The organism is Pseudoxanthomonas helianthi, assembly GCF_017939625.1.
Lineage (GTDB): Bacteria > Pseudomonadota > Gammaproteobacteria > Xanthomonadales > Xanthomonadaceae > Pseudoxanthomonas_A > Pseudoxanthomonas_A helianthi.
In genome coordinates this window covers 1334486-1353426 of sequence record NZ_JAGKTC010000001.1, presented here as the reverse complement: position 1 = coordinate 1353426, position 18941 = coordinate 1334486, and the positions used below count along the sequence as shown (strand labels likewise).

15 protein-coding genes are annotated in these 18941 nt (G+C 67.6%); 10 read left to right on the top strand and 5 right to left on the bottom strand.

The genetic code is table 11. The features are described from left to right. Positions 1 to 13: 13 nt before the first annotated feature. Positions 14 to 829 carry a hypothetical protein gene (locus J5837_RS06210; RefSeq protein ID WP_210535818.1) on the bottom strand — a complete coding sequence of 272 codons (816 nt, stop codon included), beginning with the start codon at positions 827 to 829 and terminating at the stop codon, positions 14 to 16. A gap of 316 nt (positions 830 to 1145) precedes the next feature. On the opposite strand from J5837_RS06210, the gene J5837_RS06205 reads away from it, so the two are divergent. Genes J5837_RS06205 through J5837_RS06195 form a run of 3 tightly spaced genes read left to right on the top strand, consistent with a single transcriptional unit; the run spans position 1146 to position 3682 of the window. After that, positions 1146 to 1868 carry an iron-containing redox enzyme family protein gene (locus J5837_RS06205; RefSeq protein WP_210535817.1) on the top strand — a complete coding sequence of 241 codons (723 nt, stop codon included), beginning with the start codon at positions 1146 to 1148 and terminating at the stop codon, positions 1866 to 1868. Then, complete coding sequence (locus tag J5837_RS06200; protein ID WP_342345509.1) at positions 1865 to 2299, top strand: VOC family protein; 435 nt, start codon at positions 1865 to 1867, stop codon at positions 2297 to 2299. Before J5837_RS06205 ends, J5837_RS06200 begins: the two co-directional genes overlap by 4 nt. A gap of 18 nt (positions 2300 to 2317) precedes the next feature. Continuing rightward, a complete protein-coding gene (locus tag J5837_RS06195; RefSeq protein WP_210535815.1) occupies positions 2318 to 3682 on the top strand; it encodes an aspartate aminotransferase family protein in 1365 nt (454 codons plus the stop codon). A 5-nt stretch (positions 3683 to 3687) separates the two neighbouring features. Here J5837_RS06195 and J5837_RS06190 read toward each other — a convergent pair whose 3' ends face one another. The 3 genes from J5837_RS06190 to J5837_RS06180 are packed head-to-tail and all read right to left on the bottom strand — an operon-like array spanning position 3688 to position 6270. Further along, a complete protein-coding gene (locus J5837_RS06190) occupies positions 3688 to 4257 on the bottom strand; it encodes a hypothetical protein (RefSeq protein WP_210535814.1) in 570 nt (189 codons plus the stop codon). A gap of 14 nt (positions 4258 to 4271) precedes the next feature. Beyond that, on the bottom strand, positions 4272 to 5912 hold the full coding sequence (locus J5837_RS06185; protein ID WP_210535813.1) for a TonB family protein: 1641 nt from the start codon (positions 5910 to 5912) through the stop codon (positions 4272 to 4274). Beyond that, positions 5902 to 6270, bottom strand: a complete 369-nt coding sequence (locus tag J5837_RS06180) for a BlaI/MecI/CopY family transcriptional regulator (RefSeq protein ID WP_210535812.1) — start codon at positions 6268 to 6270, stop codon at positions 5902 to 5904. Before J5837_RS06180 ends, J5837_RS06185 begins: the two co-directional genes overlap by 11 nt. Before the next feature lie 195 nt (positions 6271 to 6465). Here J5837_RS06180 and J5837_RS06175 point away from each other — a divergent pair, with 195 nt between their 5' ends. Then, the gene (locus tag J5837_RS06175) at positions 6466 to 7269 is read left to right on the top strand and encodes a hypothetical protein (RefSeq protein WP_210535811.1); all 804 of its coding nucleotides are present in this window, start codon (positions 6466 to 6468) and stop codon (positions 7267 to 7269) included. Between the two features lie 147 nt (positions 7270 to 7416). On the opposite strand, the gene J5837_RS06170 is transcribed toward J5837_RS06175, so the two are convergent. Beyond that, on the bottom strand, positions 7417 to 8628 hold the full coding sequence (locus J5837_RS06170) for a lytic murein transglycosylase (RefSeq protein WP_425504818.1): 1212 nt from the start codon (positions 8626 to 8628) through the stop codon (positions 7417 to 7419). Between the two features lie 133 nt (positions 8629 to 8761). Here J5837_RS06170 and J5837_RS06165 point away from each other — a divergent pair, with 133 nt between their 5' ends. The 6 genes from J5837_RS06165 to J5837_RS06130 all read left to right on the top strand — a co-directional run bounded on the left by J5837_RS06165 (position 8762) and on the right by J5837_RS06130 (position 18693). After that, positions 8762 to 9121, top strand: a complete 360-nt coding sequence (locus J5837_RS06165; RefSeq protein ID WP_210535809.1) for an I78 family peptidase inhibitor — start codon at positions 8762 to 8764, stop codon at positions 9119 to 9121. 12 nt (positions 9122 to 9133) lie between these two features. Next, complete coding sequence (locus J5837_RS06160) at positions 9134 to 9484, top strand: VOC family protein (protein ID WP_210535808.1); 351 nt, start codon at positions 9134 to 9136, stop codon at positions 9482 to 9484. Between the two features lie 320 nt (positions 9485 to 9804). After that, on the top strand, positions 9805 to 14277 hold the full coding sequence (gene gltB / locus J5837_RS06155) for a glutamate synthase large subunit (protein WP_210535807.1): 4473 nt from the start codon (positions 9805 to 9807) through the stop codon (positions 14275 to 14277). A 160-nt stretch (positions 14278 to 14437) separates the two neighbouring features. Further along, the gene (locus tag J5837_RS06150; protein WP_210535806.1) at positions 14438 to 15883 is read left to right on the top strand and encodes an FAD-dependent oxidoreductase; all 1446 of its coding nucleotides are present in this window, start codon (positions 14438 to 14440) and stop codon (positions 15881 to 15883) included. A gap of 396 nt (positions 15884 to 16279) precedes the next feature. Next, positions 16280 to 17665, top strand: coding sequence for a peptide-methionine (S)-S-oxide reductase MsrA (gene msrA / locus J5837_RS16355; RefSeq protein ID WP_244755664.1), 1386 nt, complete (start codon positions 16280 to 16282; stop codon positions 17663 to 17665). 149 nt (positions 17666 to 17814) lie between these two features. Beyond that, a complete protein-coding gene (locus tag J5837_RS06130) occupies positions 17815 to 18693 on the top strand; it encodes a methylglyoxal synthase (protein ID WP_210535805.1) in 879 nt (292 codons plus the stop codon). Positions 18694 to 18941 lie beyond the last annotated feature (248 nt).

The following is an 18941-nucleotide window of genomic DNA, read 5'->3' as shown; positions in this document are numbered from 1 at the left end:
CGGCGCCTTCCAGCTAGCGCCTGCGCACCGACGCGAGCGCGGCGCGCAGCGGCGGCTTCAACGGCAACGCCAGCTTGCGGTAGAAGAACGACAGCGCACGGCGCGTACGCGGGATGCGCCCGGCCATGCCTTCCTCGATCGCGTAGACGCACGGCGCGCAGGTGCCGCAGGGCTTACCGCGCACCGGCCGGTGGCAGAACCAGGTCATCGCCATCAACTCGCTCCAGCCTTCGTACTCCGCTTCGCGGCCCATGCCGCGCTTGTCGATGTCGAACAAGGGGAAGCCGAAGTAGCGGAACAGCGTGTATTCGGGCGTGTCGGCATGGCGCGGATCGAGGCGGAAGCTGCGGTATTTCCCCGCCTGCTCGAAGCCGCGCACGAGCGGCGCGACCAGCGCCTGGACCTTGTCGTCGATGTGCACGCTCAGCTCGATGCCGTCGATGCCATGGCGCTTGCAGAACGCCGGCAGCCACGCGTACTGGCTGCCGATGTACGAACGCTTGCGGATCGTGCGCAGGGCGCGGGCGATTTCGTCGTCGGGCCGCAACGAATCGACCCGATGGCGGCGCAACGGATGCAGCAGCCCGCAGGTATGCGGAAACGCTTTGCGCAGTTCGTCGGCGATGCGCCGCATCGTGCGCAGCTCGGTCGCGGTCGAGGCGCGCGTCGCATCCTCGAGGTAATAGGGAACGACCGGCAGGCGGTGCTTCAATAGCAGGCGCAGCAGCTGGAAGGTCGAATCCCAGCCGCCGGTCCACAACAGTTTGACCGCGCGATCCGCGTCGCTCATCGGCTCGGCGTCCACTTGCGATTGCATTGCGTCGTTCATTTCGGTGATCGCCTGATCCAGCCTTCGTCGCGCGGAACCGCGCCATCATCGCGCTTGGCCACTCTACGCCGCGTGACTTTCGCCAGTGGAACTGAATGCGCGCCAGGTCGCGTTTTCGCCACATACGCATCGAACGGTTAAGCAATGCATACACGTTCGTTGTCGCCGCGTGATAGCCAGCGTGAACAGTGGCTTTATCCGCGCTTTTCCTGCACGTCGCACTCACGCATCCGAAGACAACATCTCGACGAACGAAACCGAGGCACCATGCGGGCACGTCGAGTCTGCATCCCTCATTCGACTCAGGAGTGACGCGATGCAAACAGCAGTGACGACCCGGGAGCAATTCTGGAATTTCGCCGACCAGGCCAAGCAGGCGACCGAAGTGCTGGCCGCGCAGCGGATGCGGGCGCTCGACCATGTGCCGCCCGAAGCGCTGCGCGAGGTGTGCATCCAGTACCGGTTCTTCACCATCGACTACATCGCCGACCTCGCGCTGCTGGTGGCCAAGCTGCCGTTCGGCCGCCTGCGCAGCCTGTTGGGCTGGATCCTCTCCGAGGAATTGGGCGAAGGCGATGCGGACAAGGCGCATCCCGCGGTGTACGACCGCTTCCTGGCGAGCATCGGCGTCGAGTACGAAGCCCTGCAGCGTCCGCTGGACGCGAACCGGCGCATCCTGCAGGGACTGACCCGCGACCTGTCCGCCAGTCCGCCCGCGTTCGGCGTCGGCCTGCGCGGCATGGGCGGCGAATGCCTGTGCCAGACCTACCTGTCGGTGATGTTCGAGCACATGCGCGAGAATCCGTTCATCCGCGCCAACGCCGGCGACATCGACTGGGAGTTCTGGACCATCCACACCGGCGAGGAAGACATCGTCCACGGCGAACTGACCCGCGCGGCGATCGACGAATACATCCGCGAGGATCCCGCGGTGCTGCCGGCGCTGGCCAAGGGCTACGAACGCAGCATCGCCGCATGGAACCTGTTCTGGCAGAACATCTTCGATGCATGCGTGCCGCGGCTGGAGACGGCTTCGTGAGCGCGCAGCCCTCATCCGCCACCAACAGGTTCCACCTCGCGTTCCCGGTGCGCGACCTCGACGAGGCACGCCATTTCTACGGCGACGTGCTCGGCTGCCCGAAGGGCCGCAGCGACACCAATTACCAGGATTTCGATTTCTTCGGCCATCACCTGGTCGCGCACATCGCAACGGACAGCGCGCCGCTGCACGACAGCCGCTTCGACGGCGAGGCGGTGCCGGTGCCGCATTTCGGCATGAACCTCGATCGCGTGTCCTGGGAAACCCTGGCTTCGCGCCTGAAGTCGGCCGGTGTCGCCTTCCACGAAGAGCCGCACCTGCGCCTGAAGGGCAAGCCGGGGCAACACGTGACCATGTTCCTGTTCGACCCGTCGGGCAACGCGCTGGAATTCAAGTCGTTCGACGATCCCGAACAGACCTTCGTGCCCTGAGTCCGTCCGATGCGTCCGATGGCGGCCATCGATGTTCCCGCCGACGCGACCGCATCGCTGGCCGCGCGCGACGACCGCCGCCACGTGCTGCATTCGTGGTCGGCGCTCGACGGCCCGGCGCCCCTCGTCGTCACCAGCGCGGATGGCGCCTATTTCCGCGACGAGCACGGCAAGCGCTGGCTGGATTTTTCCAGCCAGCTGGTCAACGCCAACGTCGGCCACCAGCACCCGGCCATGATCGCGGCGATCCATGCGCAGGCCGCGAAGCTGTGCACGCTGGCGCCGTACCACGCCAACGAAGCGACCAGCGAAGCGGCGCGGCTGATCGCCGGGCTCGCGCCGGGCGATCTCGACTGGGTGTTCTTCACCAACGGTGGTGCGGAAGCGGTGGAGAATGCAATCCGCATGGCGCGCCTGCATACCGGCCGGTACAAGGTGTTGAGCGCCTACCGCAGCTACCACGGCGCGACCGCCGGCGCGATCACCGCGACCGGCGACCCGCGGCGCTGGGCGTCGGAGCCGGGAGCGCCGGGGTTCGTGAAGTTCTGGGGCCCGTATCCGTATCGCTCCGCCTTCCATGCCGCCGATGAGGAAGAAGAGTGCGCCCGCGCCCTGGCCCACCTGGCCGACACGATCATGGTCGAAGGCGTGCACGGCATCGCCGCGATCCTGCTGGAAACCGTGGTCGGCGCCAACGGCATCCTGGTGCCACCGGACGGTTACCTGCAGGGCGTGCGCGCGCTGTGCGACGCGCACGGCATCGTGATGATCGCCGACGAGGTGATGGCCGGCTTCGGCCGCTGCGGCGAGTGGTTCGCGATCGACCGCTGGAACGTGGTGCCCGACCTGATCACCTTCGCCAAGGGCGTGAACTCGGGCTACGTGCCGCTGGGCGGGGTGATCCTCAGCGATGCCATCGCGGCGAGCTTCGCTACGCGCGCCTATCCCGGCGGCCTGACCTATTCCGGGCATCCGCTGGCCTGCGCCGCCGCGGTGGCCTGCATCGGCATCTACAAGGCGGAAAACCTGATCGACCGTACCCGCCGGCTCGGCGACGAAATCGTCGGCCCCGCGTTGCAGGCGATGCAGCGCCGGCATCCGTCGGTCGGCGACGTGCGCGGCCTCGGCCTGTTCTGGGCGGTCGAACTGGTCCGCGACCGCGACACGCGCGAGCCGCTGGTGCCGTTCAACGCCAGTGGCGCCGACAACGCGCCGATGGCGGAGTTCGCCAACGCCTGCAAGCGGCGCGGGCTATGGCCGTTCGTGGTCGCCAATCGCCTGCACGTAGTGCCGCCGCTGGTCATCGACGAACAGGACCTGCGCGATGGCCTGGCGATCATCGACGAAACGCTGGATGTCGCGGATCGTTACTGCGCCGCGTAAAGACGTTACGGCGGCGCCACGCGATTCTTGCGCACGATGGCCTTGCTTTCGCGGATCTCGAAGGTGAAGGCGTACAGCAGGCTGACCGGCACCGGTTCGACCTTCGCCGCGCCGGTGCAGTCGTCGGCATCCTTCGGCATCGGCGCACCGGCGTTCCAGGTGCAGATCGCGGCCGGGGCGAAAATCCATCGCTGCACGCCATCGCGCGCCGCCTGCAGCAGATCCGCGTTCTCGACGGCATTGCCGGCGTGGCATTCGGCGCGATCGTCGAGCGCATCGACGCGTTGCACCTGGCCTTGCGCGGACACGACCGCACGCACGCACACCGTGGTCGGCGGCAAGGCCTGGCGCGGCGAACCGGAGGGCAGCTGCGGCAAGGCGTCTTCCAGCGCATGCGGCATGCGGAAGCGCTCCTGCGGGCGCATTTCGTAGGTCGGGATCGCGGCCGCACCGGCCGATGCGTTGGGCAGCAGCATCCGCCGGTCCACGTAGTGCCCGCGCTCGATTTCATCGGCGGCTTCGACGCGTTCCCCGGGGCTGGCACAGCCTGCCAGCGCGACGGCGACGAGAACCATCGTCGCCCTGCGGATCACCCCGCGCTCCCGGGCACGACGCCGCCGGCGCCATCCTCCTTCTCGACCGTGAAATCGACCGGCACGCGCACGCGGCCCGCGACCGGCTTGCCGTTCTCGAACGCCGGTTCGAACTTCCATTGCTTCACCGCCTCCAGCGTCGCCGCGTCGAACACGCCCGCGGGTTCCGATTTCTCGATTTCGGCGCCTCTGACGCTGCCGTCCGCGGCGACATCAACGACCAGCAGCACCTTGCCGCTGATGCCCTGCTGCGCGGCCGCGACCGGATAGCGCGGTGGATTCATGTTCTTCGAGGCGATTTCCACCTGCGCGCCCGACGCCGTCGTCAGTTTCTGCGTCCGTTCGGCGGGCGCGAACGGCCTGGCCTGCTGGAGGGCAGCGTTCGCGTCGCGCGCGGCGACCTGGAAGGCGACACTGATGCCGACGAACTTTCCATTCCGTTCCTTGCCCTGGCGAACGCTGGCGGTTTCGCCGTTCCTCGCGACCAGGCGCGGCCTGGCGATCGTTTCTCCGTCCTCGATGATCCGCATGTCGACGTCGAACGCCAGCTTTCCCTCGAAGGTCACCGGTTGCACGGTCGCCACGATCGTCGGCTGGCCTTGTCCCGCGGCGTCGACCATGGTGAACGTTTCGCCGAATCGCTTGTAGGCGAAGAAGCGCGCCGGTTTGCCGCCATCTGCGGAAAATTCGATGCGCGCGGAGTAGTCGGTGTTCTCTGCGCCGGGCAGGGCCGGCCATGCCTGCGGCTTTTCCGGCTGCGCGGCCCACGCCGTGTAGCCGCCGCCGAGCAGCAGCAGCGACACCACTGCAGCGCCGGCCATGGAACGCATCGGCTTCGGGGCATGTTCCTTCAACATCGCGATCCTCTCCTTCAGCGGGGTGGAGGCCTGCCAGTGGCAACCGACCGGCAACGACGAACCTGCCATCTGCGTCTTCAGCATCGCGCCGGCGTAATCGCGCCGCCGGTGCGGGTGGCGCGCGACCACGCGTTCGTCGCACGCCAGTTCCTGGTCGCGGCGGAAGCGCCACGCGGCGTAGTGCAGCAGCGGGTTGAACCAGAACAGCGCGCGCAGCGTTGCGGCGACGGCGTTCGCCCACAGGTCGCGGCGGGCGACGTGGATGCGCTCGTGGCACAGGATCAGCTCGCGTTCGCCCGCGTCGTAGCGCGTTTCGAAATCGGCCGGCAGCACGATGCGCGGGCGCAGCAGGCCGACCACCGCCGGCAGGCCTTCGCTGCCACGCGCCAGCCTCAGGCCTTCGCCATGCGGCAGGCTGCCGGCGAGCCGACGCTGGAAGCGACGTTGCTGCCACGCGAACAGCATGGCGGTGGCGAGCGCGCCCGCTGCCCACAGTGCCGTCGCGAACGAAGTCCAGGCGAAAGTTTCTGGCTGGGCCGCGCGGGCCGCCACCGGCGACAGCGCGCCGATCCGCGCCGCCAGCATCATCGGCGCCGGCACGGCTTCCGGTGCGGGCACCAGCATCGCCAGGCCCGCCACCGGCACCAAGGCCCAGAGGGCGTAGACGACGCTGGCGCCCAGACGCGGCATCAGCAGACGACGCAGGGCCAGCACCAGCAGCGCGGCGACGCTGGTAGCCAGCGTGGTTTCGAAGAGGATGCGCAGCAGTTCAGCGTTCATCGTCGAGCTCCCCGATCAGCCGCTTCAGTTCGGCGATGTCGGCTTCCGACAGCTTGCCGCGTTCGCTGAAGTGCGCGACCAGCGGCGCGACGCGTCCGCCGAACAGCCGTTCCAGCAGGCCCTCGCTCTGTTGCGCGACCCAGGCTTCACGGGTCAGCACCGGCGAGTAGAGGTAGCGCCGGCCCTCGCGTTCGGCGCGGATCGCGCCCTTGTTCAACAGGCGGTTGAGCAGGGTCTTGATGGTCGGCTCGGCCCAGTCGCTGCGCGCCGCCAGCGCGGAGACGACCTCGTCCGCGCCTTGGGGATGGCGTTGCCACAGCACTTCCATCACCACCGCTTCCGCCTCGCTGATCGACATAGCGTTTACGCCTGTAATTTTTATTGATTACACGCGTAAATTTTTTGGCTGTCAATAGTCCTCCGCCGGCCGCCGATGGCCGGCACTCGTTGCGGCGCCCGTTTCTGGAAGGGTTGGGCAATGCCTGCGAATGCCGAGGACATGGCGCGCTCCCGGCGACGGCGGAAACGAATCGGCAACCGGAGGGGAAGGACCATGGCGACGAGCCACGCACAACCGCTGCAGCTGTCCGCGGGTCCGCTCGCGCTGGCGGTCGACCGCTGGATCTGGGTGTTCATGGCGGCGCTGTACATCGCCATCGTGCTGGTCGGGTTCGTTCCGGATTCGATGATGAAGGTCGGCATGGTGCAGGCCGGCGCGCGGCCGCCGTTCCCGCCGATCCTGCACGTGCACGCCGTGCTGATGGGCAGCTTCCTGCTGTTGCTGCTGACCCAGGCCACGCTGATGGCGACCGGCCGGCGCGACCGGCACATGTGGCTGGGGCGCGTGGCCTTCGTACTGGTCCCGGCCCTGGTCGTGGTCGGCTTCCTGTTGGTGCCGACGATCTACCAGCAGGTCTGGCACGGCGCGCAGGCGGCGCCTCCGCCGGCACGCCCGCGGTTGCAGGCGTTGCTGAGCTTCCTCGAGAACATCGCCTTGCTGCAGATGCTCACCGGCATCCTTTTCCCGATCTGCGTCGGACTGGCCCTGCGCGCACGGCGGACCGATCCGGGTTTCCACAAGCGGATGATGTTCCTGGCCACGGCGATACCGCTGCCGGCGGCGTTCGACCGGATGACCTGGCTGCCGACCACGATGCCGGGCAACCCGCTCACGCCCGAACTGTGCGTGCTGCTGGCGGTGGCGCCGCTGTTCCTGTGGGACCTGATCCGCAACCGGACTGTGCACCGGGCCTATCTGGTCTGGCTTGCGCTGTACCTGCCCTTCACCATCGCGGTGCAACTGCTGTGGGACACGCCCGGTTGGCATGCATTCGCAGCGCGGTTGCTGGGGCCGTGAGGACTCGTTGGCCGGATCGATATCCCACGGCGCGCTCGCTGTAGGAGCGCCCCTTGGGGCGCGACCGTAACATCGAACCTTGTTGAACTGTCCGCGTGGCGACAGATCACGGTCGCGCCCCAAGGGGCGCTCCTACAACAGCGACGATCAGCGTGGCAGCGTGATCGGCGGGCCTTCGCGGACCAGTGCATCGAGGATCTTCCGCCCTGCGCGGCCATCGATCGGTTGCAGGCCAAGCCGCAGCTGTTCGTCGGCGATGGCACGACGGGTGAGGGTGCCGATCATGCCGTCGGGCACGCCGATGGCGTAGCCGCGGGCCAGCAACAGGACCTGCAGATGCTTGCGTGCGGCGCGGTCCAGGCCCGGATCGTCGGTCGGCCATGCGGCGAGCAAAGGACCGCCGCCACGCAAACGGTCGGACAGCAGAGCGATGGCCAGCGCATAGCTTTCGGCGGCGTTGTACGAATAGATCGCATCGAAATTGCGGAACACGAGGAAGGCCGGTCCTTCCACGCCGGCCGGCAGCAACAGGCCGGCCGGCGCGTCGGAAGCCGGCAACGGGCTGCCGTCGGCGCGCAACACGCCCAGGCCCTGCCAATCGGCGACGGGCCGCTTGCTCTTGCGGCCGGCGACCGATGCGTCAAAACCAGGCGGCAACTTCACTTCGTAGCCCCACGGCTCGCCGCTGCGCCAGCCGGCGCGGACCAGGTAATTCGCGGTCGACGCCAGCGCATCGGGAATGCTGCCGACCAGGTCGCGGCGACCATCGCCGTCGCCGTCGACGGCGATGCGCCGATAGGTGGTGGGCATGAACTGGGTATGCCCGAACGCACCGGCCCACGAACCCACCAGGCCATCGGCCTTCAGGTCGCCCACCTGCAACAGGGAAAGCGTGGCGAACAGTTCGTTGCGGAAGAACGCCTGGCGCCGGCCGAAGCACGACAGCGTGGCCAGCGACTGCAGCAGCGGACGCTTGCCGAAGGCGCGGCCGTAGTCGCTTTCCACGCCCCACACCGCGACCACGGTTTGCGGGTCAACTTCGTATTTCGACGCAACCTGCGCCAACGTCGCGGCATGCGTTTCCAGCATCGCGCGGCCATCGGCGATGCGCTGGTCGTCGACCAACGGCGCCAGGTAGTCCCAGATCGGCGTGGTGAATTCGGGCTGCGCGTCGAGCAGGTCCAGCACGCTCATGTCCGGCGCGAGCTGCGCGGCGTAGGTGTCGAACGCCTCGTTCGAAACGCCGGCGTCGGCGGCCTGCGCGCGCAGGCCGCGCAGGCAGTCGTCGAACACCAGATCCCCGGCGCAGGCCGTGGTCGCGGTGGAGAGCAGGGCGGAGGACAGCAGGATGCGACGCACGCGGGTCTCCTTCGGCGGGGCTGCGGGCATGACGACGGGCAGTGGTCTGGCCCGCAGCATGCCGGTGTATCGTTTAACACGAAGCAAAGGCGGGGTCCGCCATGCTTCGCCCATTCATATACCGGAGTCGCGCATGTTCCGTCGCCTGTCGCCCGTCCTGCTGTGCCTGAGCCTGGTCGCCTGTTCCGCACCCGCACCGGACGAGCAGGAACAAGCCGTCGTCCAGGCCGAACAGCGCGCGGAACAGGATGCCAAGCCGGCGCCGCAGACCGAGGTCGCCACCGACGCGGCCACCTGCGACGCGACCCAGGCGCAGTGGACCGTCGGCAAGGCGATCGGCGACGCCGACCTGGAACAGGCCCGCAAGGACGCCGGCGCGCAGACCGCGCGCACGCTGAAGCCGGGCCAGGTGACCACGATGGAATTCAACGCCGCGCGGCTGAACATCGACGTCGACGACAAGGGCGTGGCCACCGCGGTGCGTTGCGGCTGAGGCTTGGCCTAGGTGCTGCTTCGCCTGATCCCGAAGGTCTTCTACGCCGACATCGGTGTTGGCGTGGATTTCTTCGTCGGCAACCTCGGCTTCCAGATCCTGCACCAGGACGACACGATCACCGTACTCGGCCGCGACGGCGCCAAGCTCTACCTGATGCAGAACGCGGAACTGGCTGCGCTGGACCGGCCCGAGCTGGCGATTGAAACCGACGACATCGCCGCGATCCATGCGGAAATCGCCGCACGCGCGCCGGAAGTGCTGCATCCGAACCTGCCGACGGTGCAGCGCCGGCCCTGGGGCGCGCAGGAATTCGCGGTGCTCGATCCGACCACGGTCTGTGTCGTATTCAGGCAGTGGTGACCAGCACCACAACCGCGAGAAAGCCGGGTGTGGGAGCGACGTAAGTCGCGATGCTTTTCAGCTTCACCATCGACGCCCGAACAAAAGCATCGCGACTTACCGGTTGCTGCCGCAACCACTCCCACGTCGGGAGTGTTCGGCAATGGGGACTTCGACTGGCCGGCCAACCAAAGTTGCTTTTGAAACCAATGACTTGCATGCCGTATTCAGCTTGCGGCACCGCAGCATCTGTGGTTTAGTCGGGGCTCCGGTGACATTTCCTACGCGCGGCTGACGGGCAGGGCGCGGTGTCGCCGTCTCCGACGGTTTGAGGTAGCGCCATGGCTTCGCGCCAGAGCCAACCACACAGCAATCCGGGTCTGTACGACCCCCGCGACGAACGCGATGCCTGCGGCTTCGGCATGATCGCGCAGCTCGACGACCAGCCCTCGCGCGCGATCGTCGATACCGCGATCAACGCGCTGTCGCGCATGACCCACCGTGGCGGCGTCGCCGCCGATGGCCTGACCGGCGACGGCTGCGGCCTGCTGATCCGCAAACCGGACGCGTTCCTGCGCGCATTGGCGAAGGAAGCGAGCATCGAAGTCGGCGAACGCTTCGCCGCCGGCCTGGTGTTCCTGCCGCGCGATGAAGCGCTGGCCGCGCAATGCCGCGCCACCCTGGAAGCCGAACTGTTCCGCGCCGGCGCGACGATCAAGGGCTGGCGCGTGCCGCCGACCGACGCTTCGGTGTGCGGCGAACTGGCCAAGGACACCTTGCCGCACATCGAGCAGGTGTTCGTGGACGCCGGCGCCGGGCAGAAGGACGAAGCCTTCGCCCTGGCCCTGTTCCTGGCCCGCCGCCGCGCCGAGCAATCGCTGCGCGATAGTGCGCCCGATTTCTACGTGGTGACCCTGGCCCCGCACAGCATCGGCTACAAGGGCATGGTGCTGCCGGACAAGCTGGCCCGCTTCTACCCGGACCTGCAGCGCAGCGACCTGGCCAGCAGCGCCGTCGTATTCCACCAGCGCTTCTCCACCAACACCCTGCCGCGCTGGCCGCTGGCGCATCCGTTCCGCGTGCTCGCCCATAACGGCGAGATCAACACCATCGAAGGCAACCGCCGCTGGGCGCAAGCGCGCAGCAAGGTGTGGAAGACGCCGCGCTTCGACATCGCCGAATTCGATCCGGTCATCTCGATGCACGGCTCCGATTCGCAGAGCCTCGACAACATGCTCGAACTGCTGGTCGCCGGCGGCATGGAGCTGATCCAGGCGCTGCGCATCCTGGTGCCGCCGGCTACCCAGTCGCTGGAATTCAAGGACGCCGACCTCGCCGCGTTCTACGAGTTCTACGGCCTCAACACCGAGCCGTGGGACGGCCCGGCCGGCATCGTCGCCTGCGACGCGCGCTACGCCGCGTGCACGCTGGACCGCAACGGCCTGCGCCCGGCGCGCTGGATGCTGACCTCCGACCGCCACTTCATCGTCGCCAGCGAAGCCGGCGTGTGGGAAGTGCCGGCCGAGCGCGTGGTGCGCAAGGGCAAGCTCGGCCCCGGCGAAATGATGGCCATCGACCTGAAGCGCGGCGACCTGCTCGACAGCGAAGCCATCGACCGCATCAACCGCGGCCGCGCGCCGTACAAGCAGTGGCTGCACAAGGGCCTGACCTACCTGCAGACCGAGCTGATCGATCCGTCGCTGGCCGAGGAACCGTTCGACGAGAAGACCCTCGGCAGCTACCACAAGCTGTACCAGCTCAGCACCGAGGAAGTGGAACAGGTACTGCGTCCGCTGGCCGAAACCGAGCAGGAAGCGACCGGCTCGATGGGCGACGACACGCCGATGGCGGTGCTGAGCCGGCAGACCCGGCCGCTGTACGACTACTTCCGCCAGGCCTTCGCCCAGGTCACCAACCCGCCGATCGATCCGTTGCGCGAAGACTGCGTGATGTCGCTGGCGACCCAGCTCGGCAAGGAGACCAACATCTTCGCCGCCGGCCCGGAGACGGTGAACCACATCCTGCTGAACTCGCCGGTGCTGAGCCAGCGCAAGCTGCGGCAGATGCTGAAGATGCCGCACTACGACGGCAAGCATCGTCTGATCGACCTGTCGTATTCGGTCGAGGAAGGCCTGAAGGCCGGGCTGGAACGCATCTGCCGCGAAGCCGAACAGGCCGCGCGCGAAGGCGTGGTGCTGTTGCTGCTGTCCGACCGTTACCCGACGCCGGAACGCCCGATGGCGCACGCGCTGCTGGCCACCGGCGCGGTGCACCACCACCTGTCCCGCGCCGGACTGCGTTGCGACGTCAACCTGGTGATCGAAACCGGCACCGCGCGCGATGCGCACCACATGGCCTGTTTGCTCGGCTTCGGCGCCACCGCGGTGTATCCGTACCTCGCCTACCAGACCCTGTTCGACCTGGGCCGGCGCGGCATCCTCAGCCTGAAGAAGGCCGGCGAGCAGGCGCAGATCGGCCGCAGCTACCGCAAGGGCATCTACAAGGGCCTGTCCAAGATCATCTCGAAGATGGGCATCGCCACCGTCGCCAGCTATCGCGGAGCGCAACTGTTCGAAATCGTCGGCCTGGATGCGGACGTGGTCGAACTGTGCTTTCCCGAAACCGCGGCACGGGTCGGCGGCGTCGGCTTCGCCCGCCTCGACACCGAAGCCCGCGAACTGTCCGGCAAAGCCTGGAACGAACTGCAGAAGCCGGAAGTCGGCGGCCTGCTGAAGTACGTGCACGGCGGCGAGTACCACATGTACAACCCGGACGTGGTGATGACCCTGCAGCGCGCGACGCGCAGCGGCGACGCACGCGACTGGCAGGCCTACGCCGACGCGGTCAACTCGCGCCCGCCATCGGCGCTGCGCGACCTGCTGCAACTGAAGAAGGCCGATACGCCGACGCCGCTGGACCAAGTCGCCGATGCGTCCGACCTGTTGCGCCGCTTCGACACCGCGGCGATCTCGCTCGGCGCGCTGTCGCCGGAAGCGCACGAAGCGCTGGCCATCGCGATGAACCGCCTCGGCGGGCGCAGCAATTCCGGCGAAGGCGGCGAAGACCCGGCGCGCTACGGCACCGACAAGCGCAGCAAGATCAAGCAGGTCGCCTCGGGCCGCTTCGGCGTCACTCCCGAATACCTGGTCAACGCCGAAGTGCTGCAGATCAAGGTCGCGCAGGGCGCCAAGCCCGGCGAAGGCGGCCAGTTGCCCGGGCACAAGGTCAACGACCTGATCGCGCGCCTGCGCTACGCCAAGCCCGGCATCGGCCTGATCTCGCCGCCGCCGCACCACGACATCTATTCGATCGAAGACCTCGCCCAGCTGATCTTCGACCTGAAGCAGGTCAATCCGCAGGCGCTGGTGTCGGTGAAGCTGGTGTCGCATGCGGGCGTCGGCACGATCGCCGCCGGCGTGGTGAAAGCCGGTGCGGACCTGATCACCATCTCCGGCCACGACGGCGGCACCGGCGCTTCGCCGATCTCCTCGATCCGCTACGCCGGCGTGCCGTGGGAACTGGGCGTGGCCGAGGCGCACCACGCGCTGGTGGTGAACCAGTTGCGCGAGCGCACCATCCTGCAGACCGACGGCGGCCTGAAGACCGGCCTGGACGTGGTCAAGGCCGCGCTGCTCGGCGCCGACAGCTTCGGCTTCGGCACCGCGCCGATGATCGTGCTCGGCTGCAAGTACCTGCGCATCTGCCACCTCAACAACTGCGCGACCGGCGTGGCCACCCAGGACGAACGCCTGCGTTCGCAATACTTCACCGGCCTGCCGGAACGGGTGGAGAACTTCTTCCGCCTGCTCAGCGAAGAAGTGCGCCAGTGGCTGTCGTACCTCGGCGCGAAGTCGCTGGACGAGATCGTCGGCCGCACCGACCTGCTCGAGCAAATCGACGCGTCGCCACGCGCAGGCGTGCACGTGGACCTGTCGCGGCTGCTGAAGGGCGTGCAGGTCGATGGCGAAAGTTGCGCCGCGCAACGCCTGTACGAATCGCCCGACAGCCTGGCCACGCAGATGGACGGCCTGCTCGCCGATGCGATCGCGAAGAAGTCCGGCGGCGAGCACCGCTTCCTGATCCACAACACCGACCGCAGCATCGGCGCGCGCCTGTCCGGCGAGATCGCCCGTCGCCACGGCAACCTCGGCATGGCCGACGCACCGGTGACCCTGCGCTTCCGCGGCACCGCCGGGCAGAGCTTCGGCGCGTTCAACGCCGGCGGCCTGCAGATGGAGCTGGAAGGCGAAGCCAATGATTACGTCGGCAAGGGCATGGCCGGCGGCCAGCTGGTGCTGCGTCCGCCGCGCGGCGCGCGCTTCGAGGCGCGCAGCACGCCGATCCTCGGCAACACCTGCCTGTACGGCGCCACCGGCGGCGAGCTGTTCGCCGCGGGCCGCGCCGGCGAGCGCTTCGCAGTGCGCAACTCCGGCGCGCTGGCGGTGATCGAAGGCGCCGGCGACCACTGCTGCGAGTACATGACCGACGGCATCGTCATGGTGCTGGGCCGCACCGGGCTGAACTTCGGCGCAGGCTTCACCGGCGGCCTGGCCTACGTGCTCGACCTGGACCGCGATTTCGTCGACCGCTACAACCACGAACTGATCGACATCCACCGGATTTCACCGGAAGGCTTCGAGAACTACCGCCAGCACATCCACAAGCTGATCCAGCGCCACCGCGAGCTGACCGGCAGCATCTGGGCGCAGCAGATCCTCGACGAGTTCCGCGACTACATCGGCAAGTTCTGGCTGGTGAAGCCGAAGGCGGCGAGCATCGAATCGCTGACCGAAGCGTTGCGGAGGGCGGCATGAAATCCTTGCCGTCATCCCAGCGAAAGCTGGGATCCATTTTTGCCGTTGCCTTGGCCTTCCAGGATTTCCAGGAGCAGAGCAAAAGCAAAATGGATTCCGGCTTTCGCCGGAATGACGAACAGAGGCGGTTACGCGCACACATGACCACGGTTGCGACCCCATGAGCAAGAAACAAGTCTTCCAGTTCCTCGAACTGCCGCGCACCATGCCGCAGCGCATCCCGGTGGAGCTGCGCACTTCCGGCGACTGGGGCGAGCTGTACGGCAAGTTCGGCAAGGAAGAGGCGCAGTACCAGGCCGGGCGCTGCCTCGATTGCGGCAACCCGTATTGCAGCTGGAAATGCCCGGTGCACAACGCCATCCCGCAATGGCTGCAACTGGTGCAGGAAAACCGCATCGAGGAAGCCGCGGCGCTGTGCCATTCGACCAATCCGCTGCCGGAAGTCTGCGGCCGGGTTTGCCCGCAGGACCGCCTGTGCGAAGGCAGCTGCACGCTGGAGGAATTCGGCGCGGTGACCATCGGCGCGGTCGAGAAGTACATCGTCGACACCGCGCTGGAAAAGGGCTGGCGCCCCGACCTGACCGGCGTCGAAGCCACCGGCAAGCGCGTCGCGGTGATCGGCGCCGGCCCGGCCGGCATCGGTTGTGCGGATAGGCTGGCGCGCGCCGGCATCCACGCGGTGGTGTTCGACCGCTACGAACAGATCGGCGGCCTGCTGCAGTTCGGCATCCCGACCTTCAAGCTGGAGAAGCGGGTCATCGCCCGCCGCCGCGAAGTGCTGGAAGGCATGGGCGTCGAATTCCGCCTCGGTGTCGAGATCGGCCGCGACGTGACCATGGACGAGTTGCTGGCCGAATTCGACGCGGTGTTCCTCGGTACCGGCGCCTACCGCTACACCGACGGCGGCCTGGCGGGCCAGGACCTGAAGAACGTGCTGCCGGCACTGCCGTTCCTGGTACAGAACGGGCGCATCGTCGGCGGCAACGATCCCTGGGGCCGGCCGATCGCCGGCTGGGAGGACCAGCTCGCGCTGCCCAGCCTCGAAGGCAAGCGCGTGGTCGTGCTCGGTGGCGGCGACACCGGCATGGACTGCGTGCGCAGCGCGGTGCGGCTGGGCGCGGCGAAAGTCACCTGCGCCTACCGCCGCGACGAGGCCAACATGCCCGGCAGCGCGCGCGAGGTCGCCAACGCGCGCGAGGAAGGCGTGCGCTTCCTGTTCAATCGCCAGCCGCTGGCCATCGTCGGCGATGCCGACGGCAATGCGAGCGGCGTGCAGGTGGTGGAAACCCGGCTGGGCGAACCCGACGAACGCGGCCGCCGCAGCGCGGTGCCGATCGAGGGCAGCGAATCGCTGCTGGATGCGGACGTGGTGATCATCGCCTTCGGCTTCTCGCCGACCCTGCCGGAGTGGTTGGCGTCGCAGGGCGTGGAAGCCACGCCGAACGGCCGCATCGTCGCCGGCGGCGGCGAGCGCCTGCCGTACCAGACCACGAACCCGAAGCTGTTCGCCGGCGGCGACTGCGTGCGCGGCGCCGACCTGGTGGTCACCGCGGTGGCCGAAGGCCGCGATGCGGCGCAAAGCATCGCGCAGATGCTGCTGGTTTGAATCCCGTCGCCCCCTTTTTCAAAGGGGGCCGACGGCCAAAGGCCGGCGGGGGGATTTGCGCGACTCGCCGCTAGAAGCAAATCCCCCTCGATCCCCCTTTTTCGCTTTCAACAGCCGAATGGCTGGTCAAGGGGGAAGTGCGAACGGGGGCGGCAATCTGAACGAAAGGCATCGCGACCGCCGGTTGCTGCCGCAACCACTCCCACACCCAGCAATTTCGGCGAATCTTTTTCCGCCCTTGCCCCCTCTAATCGGTACTAGCAGCGGAACCAGCCAAGCTGCGGCACCGCCGGCTGACTTCCCGCTGACCCGCGCGCGGTTTTCGTCGCCATCCCCGCGAAAAAGGCGGACGATTAGCCACGGACCGCCGCATACATGTCTTTGGAGGGCGCTTCCATGTTCAAGCCATTGTTCCGATTGCTGATGCCGGCCGCCCTGCTGGCCCTGGTCGCCTGCGGTTCCGGCGGCGCTGCGGCGCCCGCCGTCGCCGCCAGTCCCGCCAACCCGAACGCGAAGACCGAGTCCATCGTGCTCGGCATGGGCTGTTTCTGGGGCGCGGAGAAGCGCATGGGCGCGTTGCCCGGCGTGGTCGATGTCGAAGCCGGTTACGCCGGCGGCGACGATGCCAGGGTGCGTTACGAAGACCTGCACAATCAGGAACTGCGCCTGCAGGCCGGCAAGAGCACCGCGCGCAACCACGCCGAGGTGGTCAAGGTCAGCTTCGACCCGGGCAGGACCACGCTGGAGAAAGTGCTGGTCGGCTTCTGGGAAAACCACGATCCGACCCAGGGCGACCGCCAGGGCAACGACGTCGGCAGCAACTACCGCAGCGCGATCTTCTACGCCGACGAATTCCAGCACCAGTTGGCGCTGAAGACCCGCGACGCCTACCAGCAGGCGTTGAGCCAGGCCGGGCGCGGCAAGATCACCACCGAAATCGCGCCGCTGCGCAACTACAACCGCGCCGAGAACTACCACCAGGATTACCTGGCCAAGAACCCGAACGGCTATTGCGGCCTCGGCGGCACCGGCGTGCGCTATCCGGCCAGCGCCCTCGCCGCGGCCGACGACGCCAGCACGATGCCGGCCGCGACCGCCGCGCACGCGCCGCTGGACGCGGCCAAGCTGTCGGCGCAGCGCCAGTTGGTGGTGTTCGAGGCCGAGGAATGCCCGTACTGCGCCAAGTTCCACGCCGAGGTGCTGTCGAAATGGAAGAGCCCGGTGCCGGTCGCGACCACGCTCAGCGCGCAGCCGCCGTCCGGCTGGACCCTGCAGAAGGCCCTGTTCGCCACGCCGACCATCGTGCTGTTCGAGAAGGGCGTCGAGGTCTCGCGCTACACCGGCTACAACGGCGACCAGGCGCGTTTCTGGTCGTGGCTGGGCCAGCGCCTGCTGACTCCGGAGCAGCGCCGCATCGCCTTCGAGAAGGGCACCGAAATCCCGTTCACCGGTTCCAACCTCGACGAACAACGCAACGGCACCTATGTCGATCCGGTCAGCGGCGCGCCGCTGTTCCGCAGCGACACGAAGTTCCACAGCGGCACCGGCTGGCCGAGCTTCTTCAATCCGCTGCCGGGTGCGGTGGTCGAACGCGTGGACCGTTCGCAGGGCATGGTCCGCACCGAAGTGGTCAGCGCCAGTTCCGGCATCCACCTCGGCCACGTGTTCGACGATGGCCCGCCGCCGACCGGCAAGCGCTACTGCATCAACGGCGACGTGCTGGTGTTCGTGCCGGACAAGCCGGGCGAGGATTGGCGGGTCGCGGTGAAGGCGTCGAAGTAGAACAGTCGGTGTGGGAGTGGTTGCGGCATGCCGCAACCGGTAAGTCGCGATGCCTTTCAGTTTCGCCATCGAAGCCGCCCAAAAAAGCATCGCGACTTACGTCGCTCCCACACCGTACACTGTCGACATCTCATACGACGCCGACAGACATGCGCCTGGGCCTCGCCGCCAACAAGCTGCACCACGCCAACGAAAACGCCGCCCTATTCCGCTGGCTGCGCGCCTGCGAGACCGGCATTCGCGAACTGCGGCTGGGCCTGCATGCGGTCGGACGCACCCATGACGCCATCGCCGCGGCCGGCATGCTGCGCGGCTACGAGCCGCTGAAGCGCTATCCCTACGGCCGCGACGGCGGGCTGATGAAGCTGGTCGCCGAAGTCGTCGGCCTGGAAGGCGCCGAGCGCAATCTCGACGGCGCGATCTATTTCATCGATCCGGTCGATCCCTCGTCGGTGTTCCCGGAGGCGACCGCGCTGAAGCGCCAGTGCGTCATCCACGGCAAGCCGTTCCTGTCCACCGTCGCCTCGGCGCGCGACTGGATCGAGATGGAACGCATCCACGCCGGCTTCGCGCCCGATCCGGGCGCCGATGGCTTCCACGCCTTCGAAGCGCAGACCCTGGCGCTGATCGCCCACGACGCGATGAAGCCGAGGATGCTCGAATTCGCCGACACGCATTTCGACCTGCTGTCGCGCTTCCAGCGCCGCGTCGCCACCGGCACCACCGGCCAGCGCCTCAACGAACTGGCATGGAGCCGTGGCTGGCCGGCGGACAAGCCGTGGGCGGTGCGCTACCACAGCGGCCCGATGGGCGGCGATGCGCAGATCGCCGACCTGGTGCTGGAAGGACGTTGCCAGCGAGCGATCTTCTTCGAGGACCCGCACGTCGCGCGCCAGCATGAAGCCGACATCCAGCTGCTGGAGCGCGCGGTCACCACGGTCACCGACCAGGCGGTGTGTTCGACCTCGCCGCTGGTCGCGCAGCGCTGGGCCGAAGCGGCGAAGCGGCGCGCGAGGTTGCGCGAATAAGCCCATTCAATTGTTGTGGGAGCGACGTAAGTCGCGATGCTTTTGTTCTGCCCTTTCTCGTAGAGCACGGCCTGATTCGCTTTCCGTCAAAAAGCATCGCGACTTACCGGTTGCTGCCGCAACCACTCCCACGGCGTGGTTTTCACGAGTGTGCGACAGGTTGCAGACAGCAAGATAGAAACGGCGTTAACGCCAGAAACGCCGAGAAAATGCGACTGCATCCGCATCACGATGCTCAGCGGAAATTC